This is a genomic window from Stenotrophomonas sp. SORGH_AS_0321 (assembly GCF_031453215.1).
Classification (GTDB): Bacteria; Pseudomonadota; Gammaproteobacteria; order Xanthomonadales; family Xanthomonadaceae; genus Stenotrophomonas; species Stenotrophomonas chelatiphaga.
In genome coordinates, this window is sequence record NZ_JAVIZG010000001.1 from 1,731,330 (window position 1) to 1,748,473 (window position 17,144).

Below are 17,144 nucleotides of genomic sequence, written 5' to 3' on the forward strand. Positions count from 1 at the left end.
TGGACGGTAGAATCGCGGCCTGTACAGGAATTACCGGATCGGCATGAACGTTACTCCCGCCCAGCGCATCGACGCCCTCCGCCGGCAGCTTGCCAGCGCCAACGCGGCCTACAACGAGCGCGATGAACTGCTGATCCCCGATGCCGACTACGACGCGCTGATGCGCGAGCTGGAGGCGCTGGAGCAGGCCCATCCGGAGCTGTCGACCGTCGACTCGCCCACCACGAAGGTCGGTGCGCGTCCGTCGTCGCGGTTCACCGAAGTCACCCATGCGGTGCCGATGTTGTCGCTGGGAAACGCGTTCAGTGACGAGGAAGTGGCCGACTTCGTGCGTCGCATCAGCGAGCGGCTGCGACGGCCGGACGTGGCATTCTCCGCCGAGCCGAAGCTGGATGGCCTGGCGATCAGCCTGCGCTACGAAGGCGGCCGATTCGTGCAGGGCGCCACGCGTGGCGATGGCAGCAAGGGCGAAGATGTGACCGCCAACCTGCGGCAGATCGGGGATATCCCGCACCAGTTGCAGGGCGCCGGCTGGCCGGGTGTGCTGGAAGTGCGCGGTGAGGTCTACATGGCACGCGCCGACTTCGAAGCGTTCAACGAACGCGCGCGGCAGCAGGGCGGCAAGGTGCTGGCCAATCCGCGCAACGCGGCCGCCGGGTCGCTGCGCCAGCTGGACCCGAAGATCAGCGCGCAGCGCCGGCTCAGCTTCTTCGCCTATGGCACCGGCCAGGTGGAGGGCGGCGAGCTGCCCGATACCCATTCCCGCACGCTGCAGCAGCTGCGCGGCTGGGGCTTCCCGGTAAGCGAGCTGTGCGCGGTGGTCACCGGTACGCAGGGCCTGCTCGCCTATTACCGTGACATCGGCGAGCGCCGTGACGGGCTGGCGTTCGATATCGATGGCGTGGTCTACAAGCTGGATGACCGCGAAGGGCAGCAGGCGATGGGCTTCGTCGCACGGGCACCGCGCTGGGCGATCGCGCACAAGTTCCCCGCGCAGGAACAGAGCACCACGGTGGAGGCCATCGAGATCCAGATCGGGCGCACCGGGGCGGCCACGCCGGTGGCGCGCCTGGCGCCGGTGGCGGTGGCCGGGGTGATCGTCTCCAATGCCACGCTGCACAATGCCGACCAGATCGCGCGGCTGGACGTGCGCGTGGGCGACAGCGTGATCGTGCGGCGCGCTGGCGATGTGATCCCGGAAGTGGTCAGCGTGATCGTCGACCGCCGTCCTGCCGGCACCACGCCCTGGAAGATGCCGACCCACTGTCCGGTATGCGGCGCGGAGATCGTGCAGGAAGAGGGGGCGATCGCGTGGCGCTGTTCGGGCGAGCTGAGCTGCCCGGCACAGCGCAAGGAGGCGATCAGCCATTTCGCTTCGCGCCGTGCGATGGACATCGACGGGCTGGGCGGGAAGTACATCGAGACCTTGGTGGATGCGGGCATCGTGCGCGGCGTGGCCGATCTGTATCGGCTGAGCCGTGACACCCTGCTGCAGTTGAAGCTGGTGCTGGATGCCGAGGACCCTTCGGCGCTGGCCGCCAGTTTCAGTCCGCACCTGCCGCCTGATGGAAGCGGTGCGGTGCTCGCTGCCGTGCTGAAGCTGGATGCAGGCGATGCGGGATGGCGTGCGCAGGCACTGGCCCAGCCGATCACCTTCAGCTGGAACACGAAGAAGATCGCCACGCGTTGGGCCGACAACCTGGTGGCCGCCATCGAGGCCAGCCGCGACGCGACGCTGGAGCGCCTGCTGTTCGCGCTCGGCATCGAGCATGTCGGCGAAAGCACGGCCAAGGCGCTGGCGCAGTGGTTCGGCGAACTGGAACTGGTCCGCCGCCTGCCGTGGCCGCTGTTCAAGCGGGTGCCGGACATCGGCGGTGAAGTGGCGCGATCGCTGGGCCATTTCTTCGAACAGCTGGGCAACCAGCAGGCCATCGATGACCTGCTGCAGGTCGGACAGGTGCGCATCACCGATGAGCATCCGCCCAGCGCCAAGCTGCGCGAAGGACTGGATCTTGCGCAGCTGCTGGTGGAAGCGGAGATCCCCGGCATCACCCGCCTGCGTGCGGAAAAGCTTGCCGCCGCGTTGAGCAGTGCGCCGTCGATACTGGACGCCGAGCATGGCCAGTTCGTCAATGCCGGCCTGCCTGACGACACCGCGCGCGGCCTGGCGGCGTGGCTGGATACCGAAGGCCATGGCGAGCTGCTGCTGCAGGCGGAGGCGAAGATGAAGGAGATCCTGCGGCGTGCGCCGCAGCAGGTCGATCAGGCTGGCGGGCCGTTGGACGGCCAGACCGCCGTGCTGACCGGCACGCTGTCCGCGCTGACCCGCGATGCGGCCAAGGAGCGTCTGGAAGCGCTGGGCGCGAAGGTTGCCGGCAGCGTGTCGAAGAAGACCAGTTTCGTGGTCGCCGGCACCGAAGCCGGTTCCAAACTGGACAAGGCCCAGTCGCTGGGCGTACCGGTGTGGGACGAAGACCAGCTGCTGGCCTTCCTCGCCGCCCACGAATGAAACGTATCAAAGCCGGGCGCCTGCCCGGCCGTACCCTTGAAGGAGAGTTGCATGCAGACCGCCCCGCTGGATTTCCGCATGGCCACCCGCGCCGATGAAGCGCTGTTGATCGCCCTGATGCGTGAGTTCTACATCGAAGACCAGATCGCGTTCGACGAGGCGCGCGTGCGCCGCGGCGTCGATGCGCTGCTGGTCGATCCGCGCAATGGCGAGGTGCTGATGCTGCTGGATGAAAACGGCGCGGTCGGCGGTTACGTGGTGATCGCGATGGGCTTCAGCCTGGAGCAGGGCGGGCATTTCGCGCTGCTGGACGAACTGTATCTGGCGCCGGGCGTGCGCGGGCGTGGCCGCGGCCGGCAGGCGCTGGCGATCGTCGAACAGCGTGCACGCGCACGCGGCGTTGAGCGCCTGCGGCTTGAAGTGAACCGGCACAACGAACTGGCGCGCCGGCTGTACACCGCCACCGGCTACATCGACGACACCCGCGACCTGATGACCCTGCCGCTGGACCATCCGCGCGACGGCCTGCTGTGAGCGTGCTGCTGCAGGCATTGCGCCAGCGCGCCGCGCTCAACGCGATGGTGCGGCGCTTCTTCGCCCAGCGCGAGGTGCTGGAAGTGGAGACCCCGATCCTGTCGGCGGCAGGCAATACCGAGCCGAACATCGACAGTTTCCATACCGATTTCAGCGGCCATCGTGATGCCGGTGCGCGCCGTCGCTGGCTGCGAACCTCACCGGAATTCCCGCTCAAGCGATTGCTGGCTGCCGGCGTGGGCGACTGTTACGAACTTGGCCGGGTGTTCCGCAATGGCGAAGCCGGCGGGCGCCACAACCCGGAGTTCACCATGCTGGAGTGGTACCGGGTGGGCTGGGACCACCACCGGCTGATCGACGAAACGGCCGCCTTGGTGCAGCAGGCCCTGGCGCTGGTGGGACGGGTGGCGACCCTGCAGGTGATCGACTACCGCACGCTGTACCTGCAGCGTGTCGGCGTGGATCCGTTCGAGGCGAGCATCGCCGAACTGCGGCTGCCACTGGCCGGCATCCAGATCGATGCGGCGGGCCTGGGCCGGGACGACTGGCTGGACCTGCTGATGACCCACTGCATCCAGCCGCACTTCGATGACACGGTGATGACCGTGGTGCATGACTGGCCGGCCTCGCAGGCGGCGCTGGCGCGGATCCGCGACGATACACCGCCGCGCGCGGAGCGTTTCGAGCTGTACCTGGGGCCGGTCGAGCTGGCCAATGGCTACCACGAGCTGGGCGATGCGCAGGAGCAGCGCGCGCGCTTTGAAGCCGACCACCGGCGCCGGCAGGCACGCGGTGACGTGCTGCCGCCGCTGGACGAGGCGCTGCTGGCGGCGCTGCCGGCGATGCCGGCCTGTGCCGGCGTCGCGGTGGGCGTGGACCGGCTGCTGATGGCCATGGGGCGTACGGCGCGGATCGCCGATGTGCTCGCCTTTGATTTCAGTCGTGCCTGAAGGTCGTAACCGACGCTTGCGGGCCGTTGGCGATGATGCTCTTATCACGCCGGTTGCCGCATGGTGGCAAGCGAATCACGATGACAGGGCGGACGAGTCGTTGAACAAGTTGTTGGCAAGCACGGGGGCCTCGCTGGGCGCACTGCTGCTCTGGACCGCGCTGCTGCCATCGGCTGCTGCGCAGGGGCAGGGCGGCTATGCCGGCGAGGTAGTGCGTTGCCAGTCGCGCGATCTCGGATGGGTGCACTGCAGCATGGACGTCGAAGGCGGCGTGGAGCTGGTGCGCCAGCTGTCTGAAAACGCCTGCGTGCGGGGCAGCGAGTGGGGTACCGACCGTTCCGGGGTGTGGGTCACCCTGGGCTGCCGTGGCGAATTCCGCGCACGCGGTGGCGCTGCCGCTGCAGCACCGGGTGCCCCGGCCAAGGTGGTCCGGCGCGTGGTGCGTTGCGAGTCCAACGGCCGCCCGCAGAGCTGTCCGGTACGCCTGGAAGGTGCGCCGGTGCGCTTGCTGCGGCAGAACTCGCGCATGCCCTGTCGCGAAGGCCACAGCTGGGGTTACCGCCGCAACGAGATCTGGACCACCCGCGGCTGCGAAGGTGATTTCGAGATCGGCGCCGTGGACGGCAGTGGCTTCGTCGATGCGCCGCGCCGGCTCACCTGTGAATCCAAGGACCGACGCCGACGCTTCTGCGGGGCCTCCATCACCACCGGCGTCAACCTGCTCAAGCAGCTGTCCGGGCGTGCCTGCGAAGCGGGGCGCAGCTGGGGCTGGGACAAGCGTGGGATCTGGGTGGACGACGGTTGCCGCGCCGAGTTCTCGGTGCACTGAGCGCGCATTACAATGGGCGCATGAACACGCCCACCGAAATCGACTACGCCCGCTACGACCACATCCGCCCGATCCTGTGGACCGGCGATGCCCTGCAACTGCTGGACCAGCGCAAGCTGCCCTTCGTGGTGGAGCACGTGGCCTGCACCACCAGTGACGAGGTGGCCAGCGCCATCCACGCGCTGACCGTGCGCGGCGCACCGGCCATCGGCATCGCCGCCGCCTGGGGCGTGGTGCTGGCCGCCCGCGACGTGCAGGCCGAAGACGGTCCGCACGCGCTGCAGAAGCTGGAACCGGCGCTGCAGCGCCTGAATGCCTCGCGGCCGACGGCGGTGAACCTGGCCTGGGCGCTGGCGCGCATGCGCCGGGTGCTGGCAGCGGCGGGCGCGGACTGGCACGCGGTGCTGGAACGTGAAGCCGAAGCCATCGCCACCGAAGACCTGGCGGCCAATCGCCACATGGGCGCCCTGGGTGCCGGCCTGATCGACGCTGGCAGCGGCGTGCTGACTCACTGCAACACCGGGTCGCTGGCCACCGCTGGCTTCGGCACCGCACTGGGTGTCATCCGCGCCGGGATGGCCCAGCAGCGCATCGCCAAGGTGTTCGCCGGGGAGACCCGGCCGTGGCTGCAGGGCGCGCGCCTGACCGTGTGGGAGCTGCAGCAGGACGGCATCGATGCCACGCTGATCGCCGATTCGGCCGCCTCGCATCTGATGAAGACCGGTGCGGTGCAGTGGGTGATCGTCGGCGCCGACCGGATCTGCGCCAACGGGGACACCGCCAACAAGATCGGCACCTACCAGCTGGCCATCGCCGCACGCCACCATGGGGTGAAGTTCATGGTGGTGGCGCCGTCCTCGACCGTGGACATGGACACCGCCGATGGCAGCGAGATCGAGATCGAACAGCGTGATCCCGGCGAGTTGTACGGGGTCGGCGGCAGCCGCACCGTGGCCGACGGCATCGCCGCCTGGAACCCGGTGTTCGACGTCACCCCCGGCGAGCTGATCGACGCCATCGTGACCGAGCGCGGGGTGATCCTGGCGCCGACCGTGGCCAACATGCGGGCCGCCTTCGGCTGATCCTGCAGCGGGCGGCGAAGCGGATCTGCCAGCCAGCCGGGGCAATCGGCCAACAGGCCGGTAACGGGCCCCTAAGTTGCTGATTTCTTCCGGTAAAAACCCGCTGAACAGGGGAGAAAATTCCCCTGTTGTGGTAGACTCGGTCAGTTAATCGAGATTCCGCCGCTGCCGCCCTGAAAGGGGAGTGGCGCGACGGACTGGACCGCTACCAGACAACGGAACCCGAATGGCAGAATCCGCCAAGGAAATCATCCAGGTCAACCTGGAAGACGAGATGCGCAAGAGTTACCTCGATTACGCGATGAGCGTGATCGTGGGACGCGCGTTGCCTGATGCGCGCGACGGCCTCAAGCCTGTGCATCGCCGTGTGCTGTTCGCGATGAGCGAGCTCAATGCACATGCCAACAAGCCTTATTTCAAGTCGGCGCGTATCGTCGGCGACGTCATCGGCAAGTACCACCCGCATGGCGATCAGTCGGTGTATGACACCCTGGTCCGTCTGGCGCAGCCCTTCGCGCTGCGCTACATGCTGGTCGATGGCCAGGGTAACTTCGGTTCCGTCGATGGCGACTCCGCTGCGGCCATGCGTTACACCGAAGCGCGCATGTCGCGCCTCGCGCATGAGTTGATGGCCGACATCGACAAGGAAACCGTCGATTTCCAGCTGAACTATGACGAGAAGGAAAGCGAGCCGACGGTCATGCCGACCCGGTTCCCGAACCTGCTGGTCAACGGTTCGGCCGGTATCGCGGTGGGCATGGCGACCAACATCCCGCCCGCACAACCTGACCGAATCGATCAACGCCTGCATCGCGCTGATCGACAATCCGCAGATCGATGTCGATGGCCTGATGGAGTACATCCCGGGCCCTGATTTCCCCACTGCGGGCATCATCAACGGCACCGCCGGCATCATCGCCGGTTACCGTACCGGCCGTGGCCGCGTGCGCATCCGTGCCAAGGCGGACGTTGAAGTGGCCGACAACGGCCGCGAGTCGATCATCGTCACCGAAATTCCGTACCAGGTGAACAAGGCGCGCCTGATCGAGAAGATCGCCGAGCTGGTCAAGGAAAAGAAGCTCGAGGGCATCAGCGAACTGCGCGATGAGTCCGACAAGGACGGCATGCGCATCTACATCGAAATCAAGCGCGGCGAGTCGGCGGAAGTTGTGCTCAACAACCTCTACCAGCAGACCCAGATGGAGTCGGTGTTCGGCATCAACATGGTGGCGCTGGTCGATGGCCGCCCGCAGTTGTTGAACCTCAAGCAGATGCTGGAGGCCTTCGTCCGCCACCGTCGCGAAGTGGTCACCCGCCGCACCGTGTTCGAGCTGCGCAAGGCGCGCGCCCGTGCCCACGTGCTGGAAGGCCTGACCGTCGCGCTGGCCAACATCGATGAGATGATCGAGCTGATCAAGAGCTCGGCCAACCCGAACGAAGCCCGCGAGCGCATGCTGACGCGCGTGTGGGATCCGGGCCTGGTCGGTTCGCTGCTCGGTGCCGCCGGCGCCGAAGCGTCGCGTCCGGAAGACCTGCCCAAGGGCGTGGGCCTGGTCGAAGGCGGCTACCAGCTGACCGAAGTGCAGGCCACGCAGATCCTGGAAATGCGCCTGCACCGCCTCACCGGGCTGGAGCAGGACAGGCTGACCGACGAATACAGGCAGCTGCTGGAAGTCATCGCCGGGCTGATCCATATCCTGGAAAACCCGGACCGCCTGCTCGAAGTGATCCGCGAGGAGCTGATCAACGTCCGTGAGGAATTCGGCGACGCACGTCGCACCGAAATCCGCCACAGCGAAGAAGACCTGGACATCCTCGACCTGATTGCCCCGGAAGACGTGGTGGTCACCCTTTCGCATTCCGGCTATGCCAAGCGCCAGCCGGTCAGCGCGTACCGCGCGCAGCGTCGTGGCGGTCGTGGCCGCAGTGCGGCATCGACCAAGGAAGAGGATTTCATCGAGCAGCTGTGGCTGGTCAACACGCATGACACGCTGCTGACCTTCACCAGTGCCGGCAAGGTGTTCTGGCTGCCGGTGCACCAGTTGCCCGAAGCCGGTTCCAATGCGCGCGGGCGCCCGATCATCAACTGGATTCCGCTGGAACCGGGCGAGCGGGTGCAGGCGGTGCTGCCGGTGCGCGAGTATGCAGAAGGGCAGTTCGTGTTCTTCGCCACCCGCAACGGCACGGTCAAGAAGACCCCGCTGGGTGAGTTCGCCTTCCGCCTGGCGCGAGGCAAGATCGCCATCAACCTGGACGATGGCGATGCCCTGGTGGGCGTCGGCCTGACCGACGGTGCGCAGGACATCCTGCTGTTCGCCTCCAACGGCAAGACCGTGCGCTTCGGCGAAGACAAGGTCCGTTCGATGGGCCGTACCGCCACGGGCGTGCGCGGCATCAAGATGGCCAAGGGCGAAGAAGTGGTCAGCCTGATCGTCGCCGAAAGCGCCGGCGGGATCGAGGACGAGAACGAGGATGATGCGAGCGTTGACGACACCAGCGTGGAGAACGGCGATGCCGTGGCCGACGTCGGTGACGAGGCGGGCATGAAGTTCATCCTGACCGCGACCGAGAACGGCTACGGCAAGCGCACCCCGCTGCCGGAGTATCCGCGCAAGGGACGTGGCACGCAGGGCGTGATCGGCATCCAGACCACCGAGCGCAACGGCAAACTGGTCGCTGCGGTGCTGATGGGGCCGGCCGACGAAGTGCTGCTGATCTCCGACGGTGGCACCCTGGTGCGCACCCGTGGATCGGAAATCAGCCGGGTCGGCCGCAACACCCAGGGCGTCACCCTGATCCGCCTGTCCAAGGAAGAGAAGCTGCAGGCGGTGGAGCGGATGGATGCCTTCATCGAAGCCGATGAGGAGCAGGACGTGGTGGTCGACGCCGCGGCGATCGAGCCGGCCGCTGCTGCCCCTGCCGCAACGGACGACACGCCGTCGCAGGACTGATCGCGCTCTGTATGATCAACGGAAGACGCCGGCCCCGTGCCGGCGTTTTTCGTTAGGCGGGCGCAAAGATCGCATGACGTTCACGTCAACGATGGGATAAGGCGGCTGGGGGGCACGCGCGTCAGCCTGGGAGCCGTCGATGTCCGCATCTTCCGATTCCGAAGTCGCACCAGCGCCAGCGCCTGCGCGGCATCCGCTGGTCAGCGTGCTGGCCCTGCTGCTGATCGTGCTCGGCGCGGTGCTGGCAGCAGGCGGCGGCTGGCTGCTGCAGCTCGGCGGTTCCTGGTATTACGTGCTTGCCGGTGTGGGCCTGCTGGCCAGTGGTGCACTGCTGTGGCGCAACCGCCGCAGCGGCGCGCAGCTGTTCGCGCTGGTGTTCATCGGCACCGTGGCGTGGACCTGGTGGGAGTCCGGCGGCAGCTACTGGCGCTGGGTGCCGCGGCTGGGGCTGGTGACCGCGCTGGCGGTACTGGTCGCGTTGCTTTCATCGACCCTGCAGCGCCCCGTGCCAAAGCGCATTGCACGCAGTACCGCGGCGGCACTGGCACTGCTTTTCGTTGCGGCTTTCAGCCTCGCCTTCGTTCCGCACGGGGTGACCCGCGCGCGGCCGGGTTTCCCGCAGCCGCTGGTCGCCGCCGGCCTGGTACCGACCGAAGAGGCGCCGCGGCAGGCCGCCGATCGCCCCGCCGACGGTGACTGGCCGGCATGGGGGCGCAGCAATGCAGGCACGCGCTTCAGTCCGTCGCGGGGAATCACCGCAGACAATGTCGCAACGCTGCAGCCGGCCTGGGTGTTCCGCACCGGCGACCTGCCGCGGCGGCGCTGGGGCGCGCAGACCACGCCGTTGAAGATCGGTGACAGCGTTTACCTGTGTAGTGCGCGGAACCAGTTGATCGCCCTGGATGCAGCGACCGGCACTGCACGCTGGCGCTTCGATCCGAAGGTCAGGGAGGCCGCCATCACGCACACCGCGGCCTGTCGCGGTGTGGCTTATTACGAGACCCCGGACGAGCCGTCGCTGGATCCGCTGCTGGCCGATGTAGCGGCCGACCTTGCCTTGCCCTCGGCACTGCCGGGCCTGCCGCTGCCGGCGCGGACAGCGCGCGCTGCGTGTGCGGCACGCATCATCGAAGGCACCCTGGATGGACGGTTGATCGCGGTGGATGCAACGAGCGGCGCGGCGTGCCGTGGCTTCGGCAACAACGGCCAGGTCGACATCACGGTCGGCATGGGGGCGGTCGCGGCCGGCGACGTGTCGATCGGCGCGCCCCCGGCGATCGTGCGCGGCGTCATCGTGACCGGGCACCAGGTGCGGAGCGCGCAACGGCAGGAGGCAGCGTCCGGGGTGATCCAGGGCTTCGATGTCATCACCGGCAAGCTGCGCTGGGCCTGGGACATGCAGCAGCCGGATCGCGCGGGTGCGCCGCCATTGGGACAGGCGTACACGCGTGGCACGCCGACCCTGCTGACCACCCCGACCGCGGACGATGCGCTGGGACTGGTCTACGTGCCGCTGGGCGGCGCGGCCCCGGGCCAGGGGAGCGGGCTGCACGCCGCCGCCCGGCAACGTCACGCCAACGCATTGGTGGCCATCGACGTGACCACCGGCAAGCCGGCCTGGAGTTTTCAAACCGTGCGCAACGACGGGGCAGACGACGACCTCCGTGCGCAGCCCACGCTGGTGGATTACCCCACGCCGGCTGGCAAGGTCCCGGCGATCCTGCTGCCCACGCGGCAGGGCGATCTGTATGTGCTGGACCGCCGCAGCGGCGCGCCGCTGGTTGCTGCGGAAGCGGGCGGCGCCCTGCGCGCGAGGTTGCATTCGCTGCGTCGGGCGGCACTCACCGAGCGCGACATGTGGGGCATCACGCCCATCGACCAGCTGGCGTGCCGGATCCAGTTCCGCCTGGCCCAGCAGGATGGCGCGTCCACGCCGCCGGGCAGTGGCCATGCGTCCATCCAGTATCCAGGCCACAACGGCGGTTGGGACTGGGGTGGGGTGGCGTTCGACCCCCGGCGCGGGGTGATCGTGGCCAACTACAACGACATGCCCGATTACGCTGCCGGTGGCGAGGGGCTGTTGGCCTCGCTGCATCCGATCAACCCGGCCGACGGCTGGCGCCTGCCACTGACCCGCCTTCCCTGCAGGCAACCCCCGTACGGCGGTATCCGCGCAATCGATCTGCGCACCGGCGCGACCCTGTGGGATCGTCCGTTTGGGCGCGCGCGCGGCCTCGCGCCCTTCGGGTTGCGGGCCGACCTGCCGGTTGAAATCGGTGTGCCCAACCAAGGCGGGGCCGTCATCACCGCCAGCGGACTGGTGTTCATTGCTGCCACCACCGACGACCTGCTGCGCGCGATCGATCTGGAAACCGGCAGGGAGCTGTGGCGCGCGGAACTGCCGGCCGGCGGACAGGCCACTCCGATGGTCTATGCGCACCAGGGTCGGCACTACCTGGTGGTCATGGCCGGCGGCGACCATCGCCTGCAGACCCCGAAGGGCGATTACCTGCTGGCGTACGCATTGCCCGACAAGAGCGAGCGATAGTGTCGAGCTTGCTCGACGCGGACAGCGCCGGGCCCGGGCAGGACGGCCGTGCATGCGCAGCGCGCTGCGCGACGCGGTAATCTTGCGATCCGCTGTTGAAGGAATTCCTGTGCGTACCGTGCACGCTCTGCGCTATGTCACTCCGCTCCGCGAAGGAGGGTCGTTGCCGGCCATCGTCGAAACCGACGATGACGGCATGGTCGTGCTCAAGTTCCGGGGCGCGGGGCAGGGGCCGAAGGCCTTGATCGCCGAGCTGATCGCCGGGGAAATGGCGCGCACGCTGCAGCTGCCGCTGCCGGATATCGTGTTCGTCGAACTGGATGCCGAGTTCGCGCGTACCGAGCCTGATCCGGAAATCCAGGAACTCATCCGCGCCAGCGAAGGCCTCAACCTGGGCAGTGATTACCTGCCCGGCGCGATCAACTACGACCCGGCCGCGATGCCGGTGGATGCGGAGCTGGCCTCGCGCATCGTCTGGTTCGATGCGCTGACCAGCAACGTGGACCGTACCGCGCGCAACCCGAACCTGATGGTCTGGCACCGCAGGCTGTACCTGATCGACCACGGTGCGGCGATGTACTTCCATCACGACTGGGCTACCGCCGGGCAGGCCTGCGAGAAGCCGTTCGTGCTGATACGCGACCACGTGCTGCTGCCGTTCGCCAGCCGGATCGCCGAGGTCGATGCCGAACAGGCAGCGCGCCTGCCGGATCACGAAATCGAACGCATCGTCGGCCTGGTGCCGGACGCCTGGCTGGTCGGCGAGCCTGCGTTTGAAACGCCGGCCGCCTACCGTCAGGCCTATGTCGACTACTTCATCCATCGCCTGCGCGTGCGCGCGGCCTTCGTCCAGGAGGCCGTCCGTGCCCACGCTGCATACGTATGACTACGCGGTGATCCGGGTCGTTCCCCGGGTCGAGCGCGAAGAGTTCATCAACGTCGGGGTCATCGTTTCCTGCCCGGGCGCCAGGCACCTGGAAGCGGCGATCGAAATCGATCCAGCGCGCCTGCACGCGTTTGCCCCCAGCCTGGACCTGGACGCATTGCGGCCATGGCTGGATGCCATCGTGGCGATCTGCCGCGGGGACGCCGGCGCCGGCCCCATCGCACAGTTGCCGGCGCGTGCGCGCTTCCATTTCCTCACCGCCAAGCGCAGTTCGGTGGTGCAGATGTCGAGCACGCATGTCGGTCGCACGGCAGACCCGGCGGGCGTGGTGGAGCATCTGCTGACGAAGATGGTCCGCGTACCGCAGGGGTGAGCCTACGCGGCCCGCTACCGTGATCCCGATGCGCAGGGATGAACCTGGTAGCGCCGAGCCACGCTCGGCGGAATCCCTCCGCGCACGGCCCGCTGCGCTCGCCGACCATGGGTCGGCGCTACCGTGACCCCCGATGCGCAGGGATGAATCGGGTAGCGCCGGGCCACGCTCGGCGGAATCCCACCGCGCACGGCCCGCCGCGCTCGCCGACCCTGGGTCGGCGCTACCGTGACCCCGATGCGCAGGGATGAATCGGGTAGCGCCGAGCCACGCTCGGCGGAATCCGTCCGCGCACGGCCCGCTACGCTCGCCGACCCTGGGTCGGCGCTACCATGACCCCGATGCGCAGGGATGAATCGGGTAGCGCCGAGCCACGCTCGGCGGAATCCCTCCGCGCACGGCCCGCTGCGCTCGCCGACCCTGGGTCGGCGCTACCGTGACCCCGATGCGCAGGGATGAACCTGGTAGCGCCGAGCCACGCTCGGCGGAATCCCTCCGCGCACGGCCCGCTGCGCTCGCCGACCCTGGGTCGGCGCTACCGTGACCCCGATGCGCAGGGATGAACCTGGTAGCGCCGAGCCACGCTCGGCGGAATCCCTCCGCGCACGGCCCGCTGCGCTCGCCGACCCTGGGGCGGCGCTACCGCCGGTTCGGTAGCAGCGCTGCCACGATGCCCAGCAGCGGCAGGAAGGAAACCAGCTGGTAGACCTGCACGATGCTGCTATGGTCGGCCAACACCCCCAGTACCGCCGCACCCAGTCCGCCCATGCCGAAGGCGAAGCCGAAGAACAGTCCGGACACCGTGCCGATGCGGTGCGGCATCAGTTCCTGCGCGTACACCAGGATGGCCGAGAACGCCGAGGACAGCACGAAGCCGATGATCACCGCGAGCACCCCGGTCCACGCCAGGTCCACGTAGGGCAGGGCCAGCGCAAACGGCGCCACGCCCAGGATCGACGCCCAGATCACCGGCTTGCGGCCGATGCGGTCGCCGACCGGGCCGCCGATCAACGTGCCCGCCGCGGAGGCGAGCAGGAAAGCAAACAGGTGCATCTGCGCGCTCTGCACGGACACGCCGAATTTCTGGATCAGGAAGAAGGTGTAGTAGCTGCTCAGCCCGGCAATGTAGAAGTACTTGCTGAAGATCAGGATAAGCAGCACCGCGATGATCCAACCCACTTTCCCGGGCAGTGCCACGCTGTCCGCCGAGGCTGTTGCCGCGCGCACCGGCGCAGGTGACGCCCTCGAGACCGTCACGTCGGCCAGGTGTGCCCGGTACCAGCGGCTGACATAGGTCAGCAGGGCGATGCCGATCAGCGCCGCGCCGGCAAACCAGGCCACGCTGGTGCGGCCGTTGGGTACGATCACCGCTGCAGCCAGCAGCGGGCCGATCGCGGTACCGGTGTTGCCGCCGACCTGGAACACCGACTGCGAGAGGCCATGCCGCCCCCCCGAGGCCAGCCGCGCGATGCGCGAGGATTCGGGATGGAAGATCGCCGAACCGATGCCCACCAGCATTGCCGCCACCAGTACCAGGCTGAAAGTGGGGGCATAGGCGAGCAGCAACAGGCCGCACAGCGTGGAGCCCATGCCGAAGGGCAGCGAGTAAGGGGCGGGGCGGCGATCGGTGCGCAGGCCGATCAGCGGCTGGAACAGCGAAGCGGTGAGCTGGTAGGTCAGCGTGATCAGGCCGATCTGGGTGAAGCTGAGCTGGAACTGGCCCTTCAGGATCGGATACAGCGCCAGGATCAGCGACTGCATCATGTCATTGACCAGGTGTGAGCCGGTGATTGCGGCGAGCACGCCGCCGACCAGCGGACGGCGCGCTGCGCCTGCAGTGGGAGACAGGTCAGGAGTGGTGCTGGACATGGGGATTCGCACAGCGGTGGCCGAAGAGAGGCGCATGGTAAAGTCGCCCGCAGAGTCCATCCCGCGCGATATGGTCACGCATCATCGAGAAAAGGACATGCCTGGCCCCGCAGGCCAGGGTCGACCGCTGCCGGCAAGCCCCGCCACGACGGTGTACTGCCGCGCGCGCGACTACCCGACCGATACCGTCATTCCATTGCATCACCATCCCGACCGGCACCAGCTGGTCTACGCCGAAAGCGGCGTGCTGGTGGTGCACGCCGGCAGCGGGCGCTGGGTGGTGCCGAGCACGCGCGCCATCTGGATGCCGGCCGGCATGGGCCACCGCGTGGACTGCCTGGGCACAGTGCGCATGCGCAGCCTGTACATCGCGCCGCAGTCGATGCCAACCGCGCCCGCCGAGGCGTCCACCGTGTCCATAACGCCGTTGCTGGCCGCGCTGATCCATGCAGCGGTCGAAGTGCCACAGCCTTACGATCCCCGATCGCGCGATGGCCGGCTGATGCACCTCATCCTGGATGAACTGCAGGCACTGCCGGTGTTGCCGCTGCACCTGCCTGACCCGAGCGATCCGCGACTGCGACGGATCGCGCGGCAATGGCAGCGGCGTCCACACGATGGCTCGACCCTGCACGACTGGGCCACCCGGCCTGCAGGTGGACGTCAAGACCCTCCAGCGCCTGTGCGCGCGCGAACTCGGCATGACGTTCGGCCAGTGGCGGCAGCAGACCCGCCTGCTGCATGCACTGGAACAACTAGCACAGGGGCGCAAGGTCATCGACGTGGCGCTGGCACTCGGTTATGACAGCCCCAGCGCGTTTTCCAGCATGTTCAAGAAGCGCTTCGGGCTCAGCCCGAGCCAGTTCTTCCGCTGATCATGGCGCGTGCGCGCGCACGTGCTCGATCAGTGCGCGCAGTTTGGCCGGCTGGTTGTGCCGGTTGGGGAAGTACAGGAAAAAGCCCGGGAAGGGCGGCAGGAAGGCGTCCAGCATCGTGACCAGTTCGCCCCGTTCCAGGTAGGGGGCGAAGGTTTCCTGCATGCCGAAGGTGATGCCGCCGCCGGCCAACGCGGAGCGCACCATCAGCAGCATGTCATTGGTGGTCAGCTGCGGTGCCACGGTCACGTCGAACCCGCGTCCGTCTTCAACGAATTCCCAGCGATACGGTGCCACCTCCGGCGAGGGGCGCCAGCCGATGCAGCGGTGCGCTGCAAGCTCACGCGGATGGGCCGGAATGCCGTGCTCGGCCAGGTAGGCCGGCGTGGCCACCACCACTTCGCGCTGCGGTCCGGTCAGCGGAATCGCCACCATGTCCTGTTCTATCACCTGTCCCAGCCGCACGCCGGCATCGAAGCCGGCCGCCACGATGTCCGACTCGTCATCGGTGACGGTGACATCCAGGGTGATGCCCGGGTACTGATGCAGGAAGGCGGCGATCAACGGGCCGGACAAGAAGCGCTCGGCGATGGAGGTCACCGCGACCCGCAGCAGGCCGTGCGGCTGGCCGTCGCTGGCGGTGTCTTCGATGGCCGCGCTGACCACGCGCAGCGGGCCGGCAATCTGGCGGTGCAGCTGTTCGCCGGCTTCGGTCAAGCGCACGCTGCGGGTGGAGCGCTGCACCAGCGCGATGCCCAGGCTGTCTTCCAGGCGTCGGATGCCCTGGCTTACCGCAGAGCGGGTCACCCCCAGGCGATCAGCCGCCACGCGGAAGTTGTGGCCTTCGGCCACGGCCAGGAACAGACGCAGCAGGTTGAGGTCGGTGTCCATTGGTCAGGGATGGTAACCATTCTGTCCAGCGGGCGGGTAATACCGCGGACAGCGGCACCTTCGTAGGCTGGCAGCTCCTTCGAACAGACCGCTTCCAGGAGCCTGCCATGACCCTCATCCAGGACAAGATCATCGTCATCACCGGTGCCAGCAGTGGCATCGGCGCAGCCACCGCACGCCTGCTCGCGCGTAGTGGCGCCACCGTGGTGCTGGGCGCACGCCGCGTCGACCGCCTGCAGCAGCTGGTTGCCGACATCCAGGCCGACGGCGGCGCTGCCGTCGCGCACGCGCTGGATGTCAGCGCGCGCGACCAGGTCCAGGACCTCATCGACCGCACCGTGGCCGCGTACGGACGGGTCGATGTGATCATCAACAATGCGGGCGTGATGCCGCTGTCGCCGCTGGCCGCGTTGAAAGTAGACGAGTGGGACCGGATGATCGACGTCAATATCCGCGGCGTGCTGCACGGTATCGCCGCGGTGCTGCCGCAGATGCAGGCGCAGGGCCACGGTCAGGTGATCAACCTCGCCTCGATCGGCGCGCATGCAGTGTCACCTACCGCGGCGGTCTACTGCGCCACCAAGTACGCGGTATGGGCGATCTCCGAGGGCCTGCGCCAAGAGAGTCCATCGATCCGCGTGACCACCATCAGCCCGGGCGTCACGACCTCCGAACTGGCCGAGAGCATTTCCGATACGCAGGGGCGCGAAGCGATGCGCAGCTTCCGCGCCACCGCCATTCCAGCGGAGGCGGTGGCGCGTGCGATTGCGTTCGCCATCGCGCAGCCGGCCGAGGTGGACACCAGCGAGATCGTCATCCGGCCGACGGCCAGCCCGCACTGAACGAA

General features: G+C 67.9%; 11 protein-coding genes and 2 pseudogenes. 11 read left to right on the top strand and 2 right to left on the bottom strand.

The window, feature by feature from the left end:
• Positions 1 to 43 precede the first annotated feature (43 nt).
• The 9 genes and pseudogenes from ligA to QE373_RS07600 all read left to right on the top strand — a co-directional run bounded on the left by ligA (position 44) and on the right by QE373_RS07600 (position 12,662).
• Entirely contained in the window at positions 44 to 2,509 is a 2,466-nt protein-coding gene (ligA, locus tag QE373_RS07560) for an NAD-dependent DNA ligase LigA (RefSeq protein ID WP_309685170.1), read from the top strand.
• 51 nt (positions 2,510 to 2,560) lie between these two features.
• Positions 2,561 to 3,043 (top strand): GNAT family N-acetyltransferase, encoded by a 483-nt coding sequence (locus tag QE373_RS07565; RefSeq protein ID WP_309685172.1) that lies wholly within the window; start codon positions 2,561 to 2,563, stop codon positions 3,041 to 3,043.
• Positions 3,040 to 3,993 (top strand): EF-P lysine aminoacylase EpmA, encoded by a 954-nt coding sequence (epmA, locus tag QE373_RS07570; RefSeq protein WP_309685174.1) that lies wholly within the window; start codon positions 3,040 to 3,042, stop codon positions 3,991 to 3,993. Before QE373_RS07565 ends, epmA begins: the two co-directional genes overlap by 4 nt.
• Positions 3,994 to 4,153: 160 nt before the next feature.
• Positions 4,154 to 4,822: a DUF3011 domain-containing protein gene (locus tag QE373_RS07575; protein ID WP_309689634.1), complete on the top strand. Its 669-nt coding sequence runs from the start codon at positions 4,154 to 4,156 to the stop codon at positions 4,820 to 4,822.
• Between the two features lie 20 nt (positions 4,823 to 4,842).
• Positions 4,843 to 5,904, top strand: a complete 1,062-nt coding sequence (mtnA, locus tag QE373_RS07580) for an S-methyl-5-thioribose-1-phosphate isomerase (protein ID WP_309685176.1) — start codon at positions 4,843 to 4,845, stop codon at positions 5,902 to 5,904.
• A gap of 226 nt (positions 5,905 to 6,130) precedes the next feature.
• A pseudogene (gene gyrA / locus QE373_RS07585) lies at positions 6,131 to 8,855 on the top strand (DNA gyrase subunit A).
• 139 nt (positions 8,856 to 8,994) lie between these two features.
• Positions 8,995 to 11,403, top strand: coding sequence for a PQQ-binding-like beta-propeller repeat protein (locus tag QE373_RS07590; protein ID WP_309685179.1), 2,409 nt, complete (start codon positions 8,995 to 8,997; stop codon positions 11,401 to 11,403).
• Between the two features lie 109 nt (positions 11,404 to 11,512).
• Positions 11,513 to 12,289, top strand: coding sequence for a HipA family kinase (locus QE373_RS07595; RefSeq protein ID WP_309685181.1), 777 nt, complete (start codon positions 11,513 to 11,515; stop codon positions 12,287 to 12,289).
• Positions 12,267 to 12,662, top strand: coding sequence for a DUF3037 domain-containing protein (locus tag QE373_RS07600; protein ID WP_057508592.1), 396 nt, complete (start codon positions 12,267 to 12,269; stop codon positions 12,660 to 12,662). Before QE373_RS07595 ends, QE373_RS07600 begins: the two co-directional genes overlap by 23 nt.
• Positions 12,663 to 13,301: 639 nt before the next feature.
• Here QE373_RS07600 and QE373_RS07605 read toward each other — a convergent pair.
• Complete coding sequence (locus QE373_RS07605) at positions 13,302 to 14,531, bottom strand: MFS transporter (RefSeq protein ID WP_309685183.1); 1,230 nt, start codon at positions 14,529 to 14,531, stop codon at positions 13,302 to 13,304.
• Between the two features lie 34 nt (positions 14,532 to 14,565).
• Between QE373_RS07605 and QE373_RS07610 the strand changes: the two are divergent.
• Positions 14,566 to 15,406 (top strand): annotated as a pseudogene (locus QE373_RS07610) (helix-turn-helix transcriptional regulator).
• Here QE373_RS07610 and QE373_RS07615 read toward each other — a convergent pair.
• Complete coding sequence (locus QE373_RS07615) at positions 15,407 to 16,297, bottom strand: LysR family transcriptional regulator (RefSeq protein ID WP_309685188.1); 891 nt, start codon at positions 16,295 to 16,297, stop codon at positions 15,407 to 15,409.
• 107 nt (positions 16,298 to 16,404) lie between these two features.
• Between QE373_RS07615 and QE373_RS07620 the strand changes: the two genes are divergently transcribed.
• Positions 16,405 to 17,139, top strand: a complete 735-nt coding sequence (locus QE373_RS07620; RefSeq protein WP_309685190.1) for an SDR family oxidoreductase — start codon at positions 16,405 to 16,407, stop codon at positions 17,137 to 17,139.
• Positions 17,140 to 17,144 lie beyond the last annotated feature (5 nt).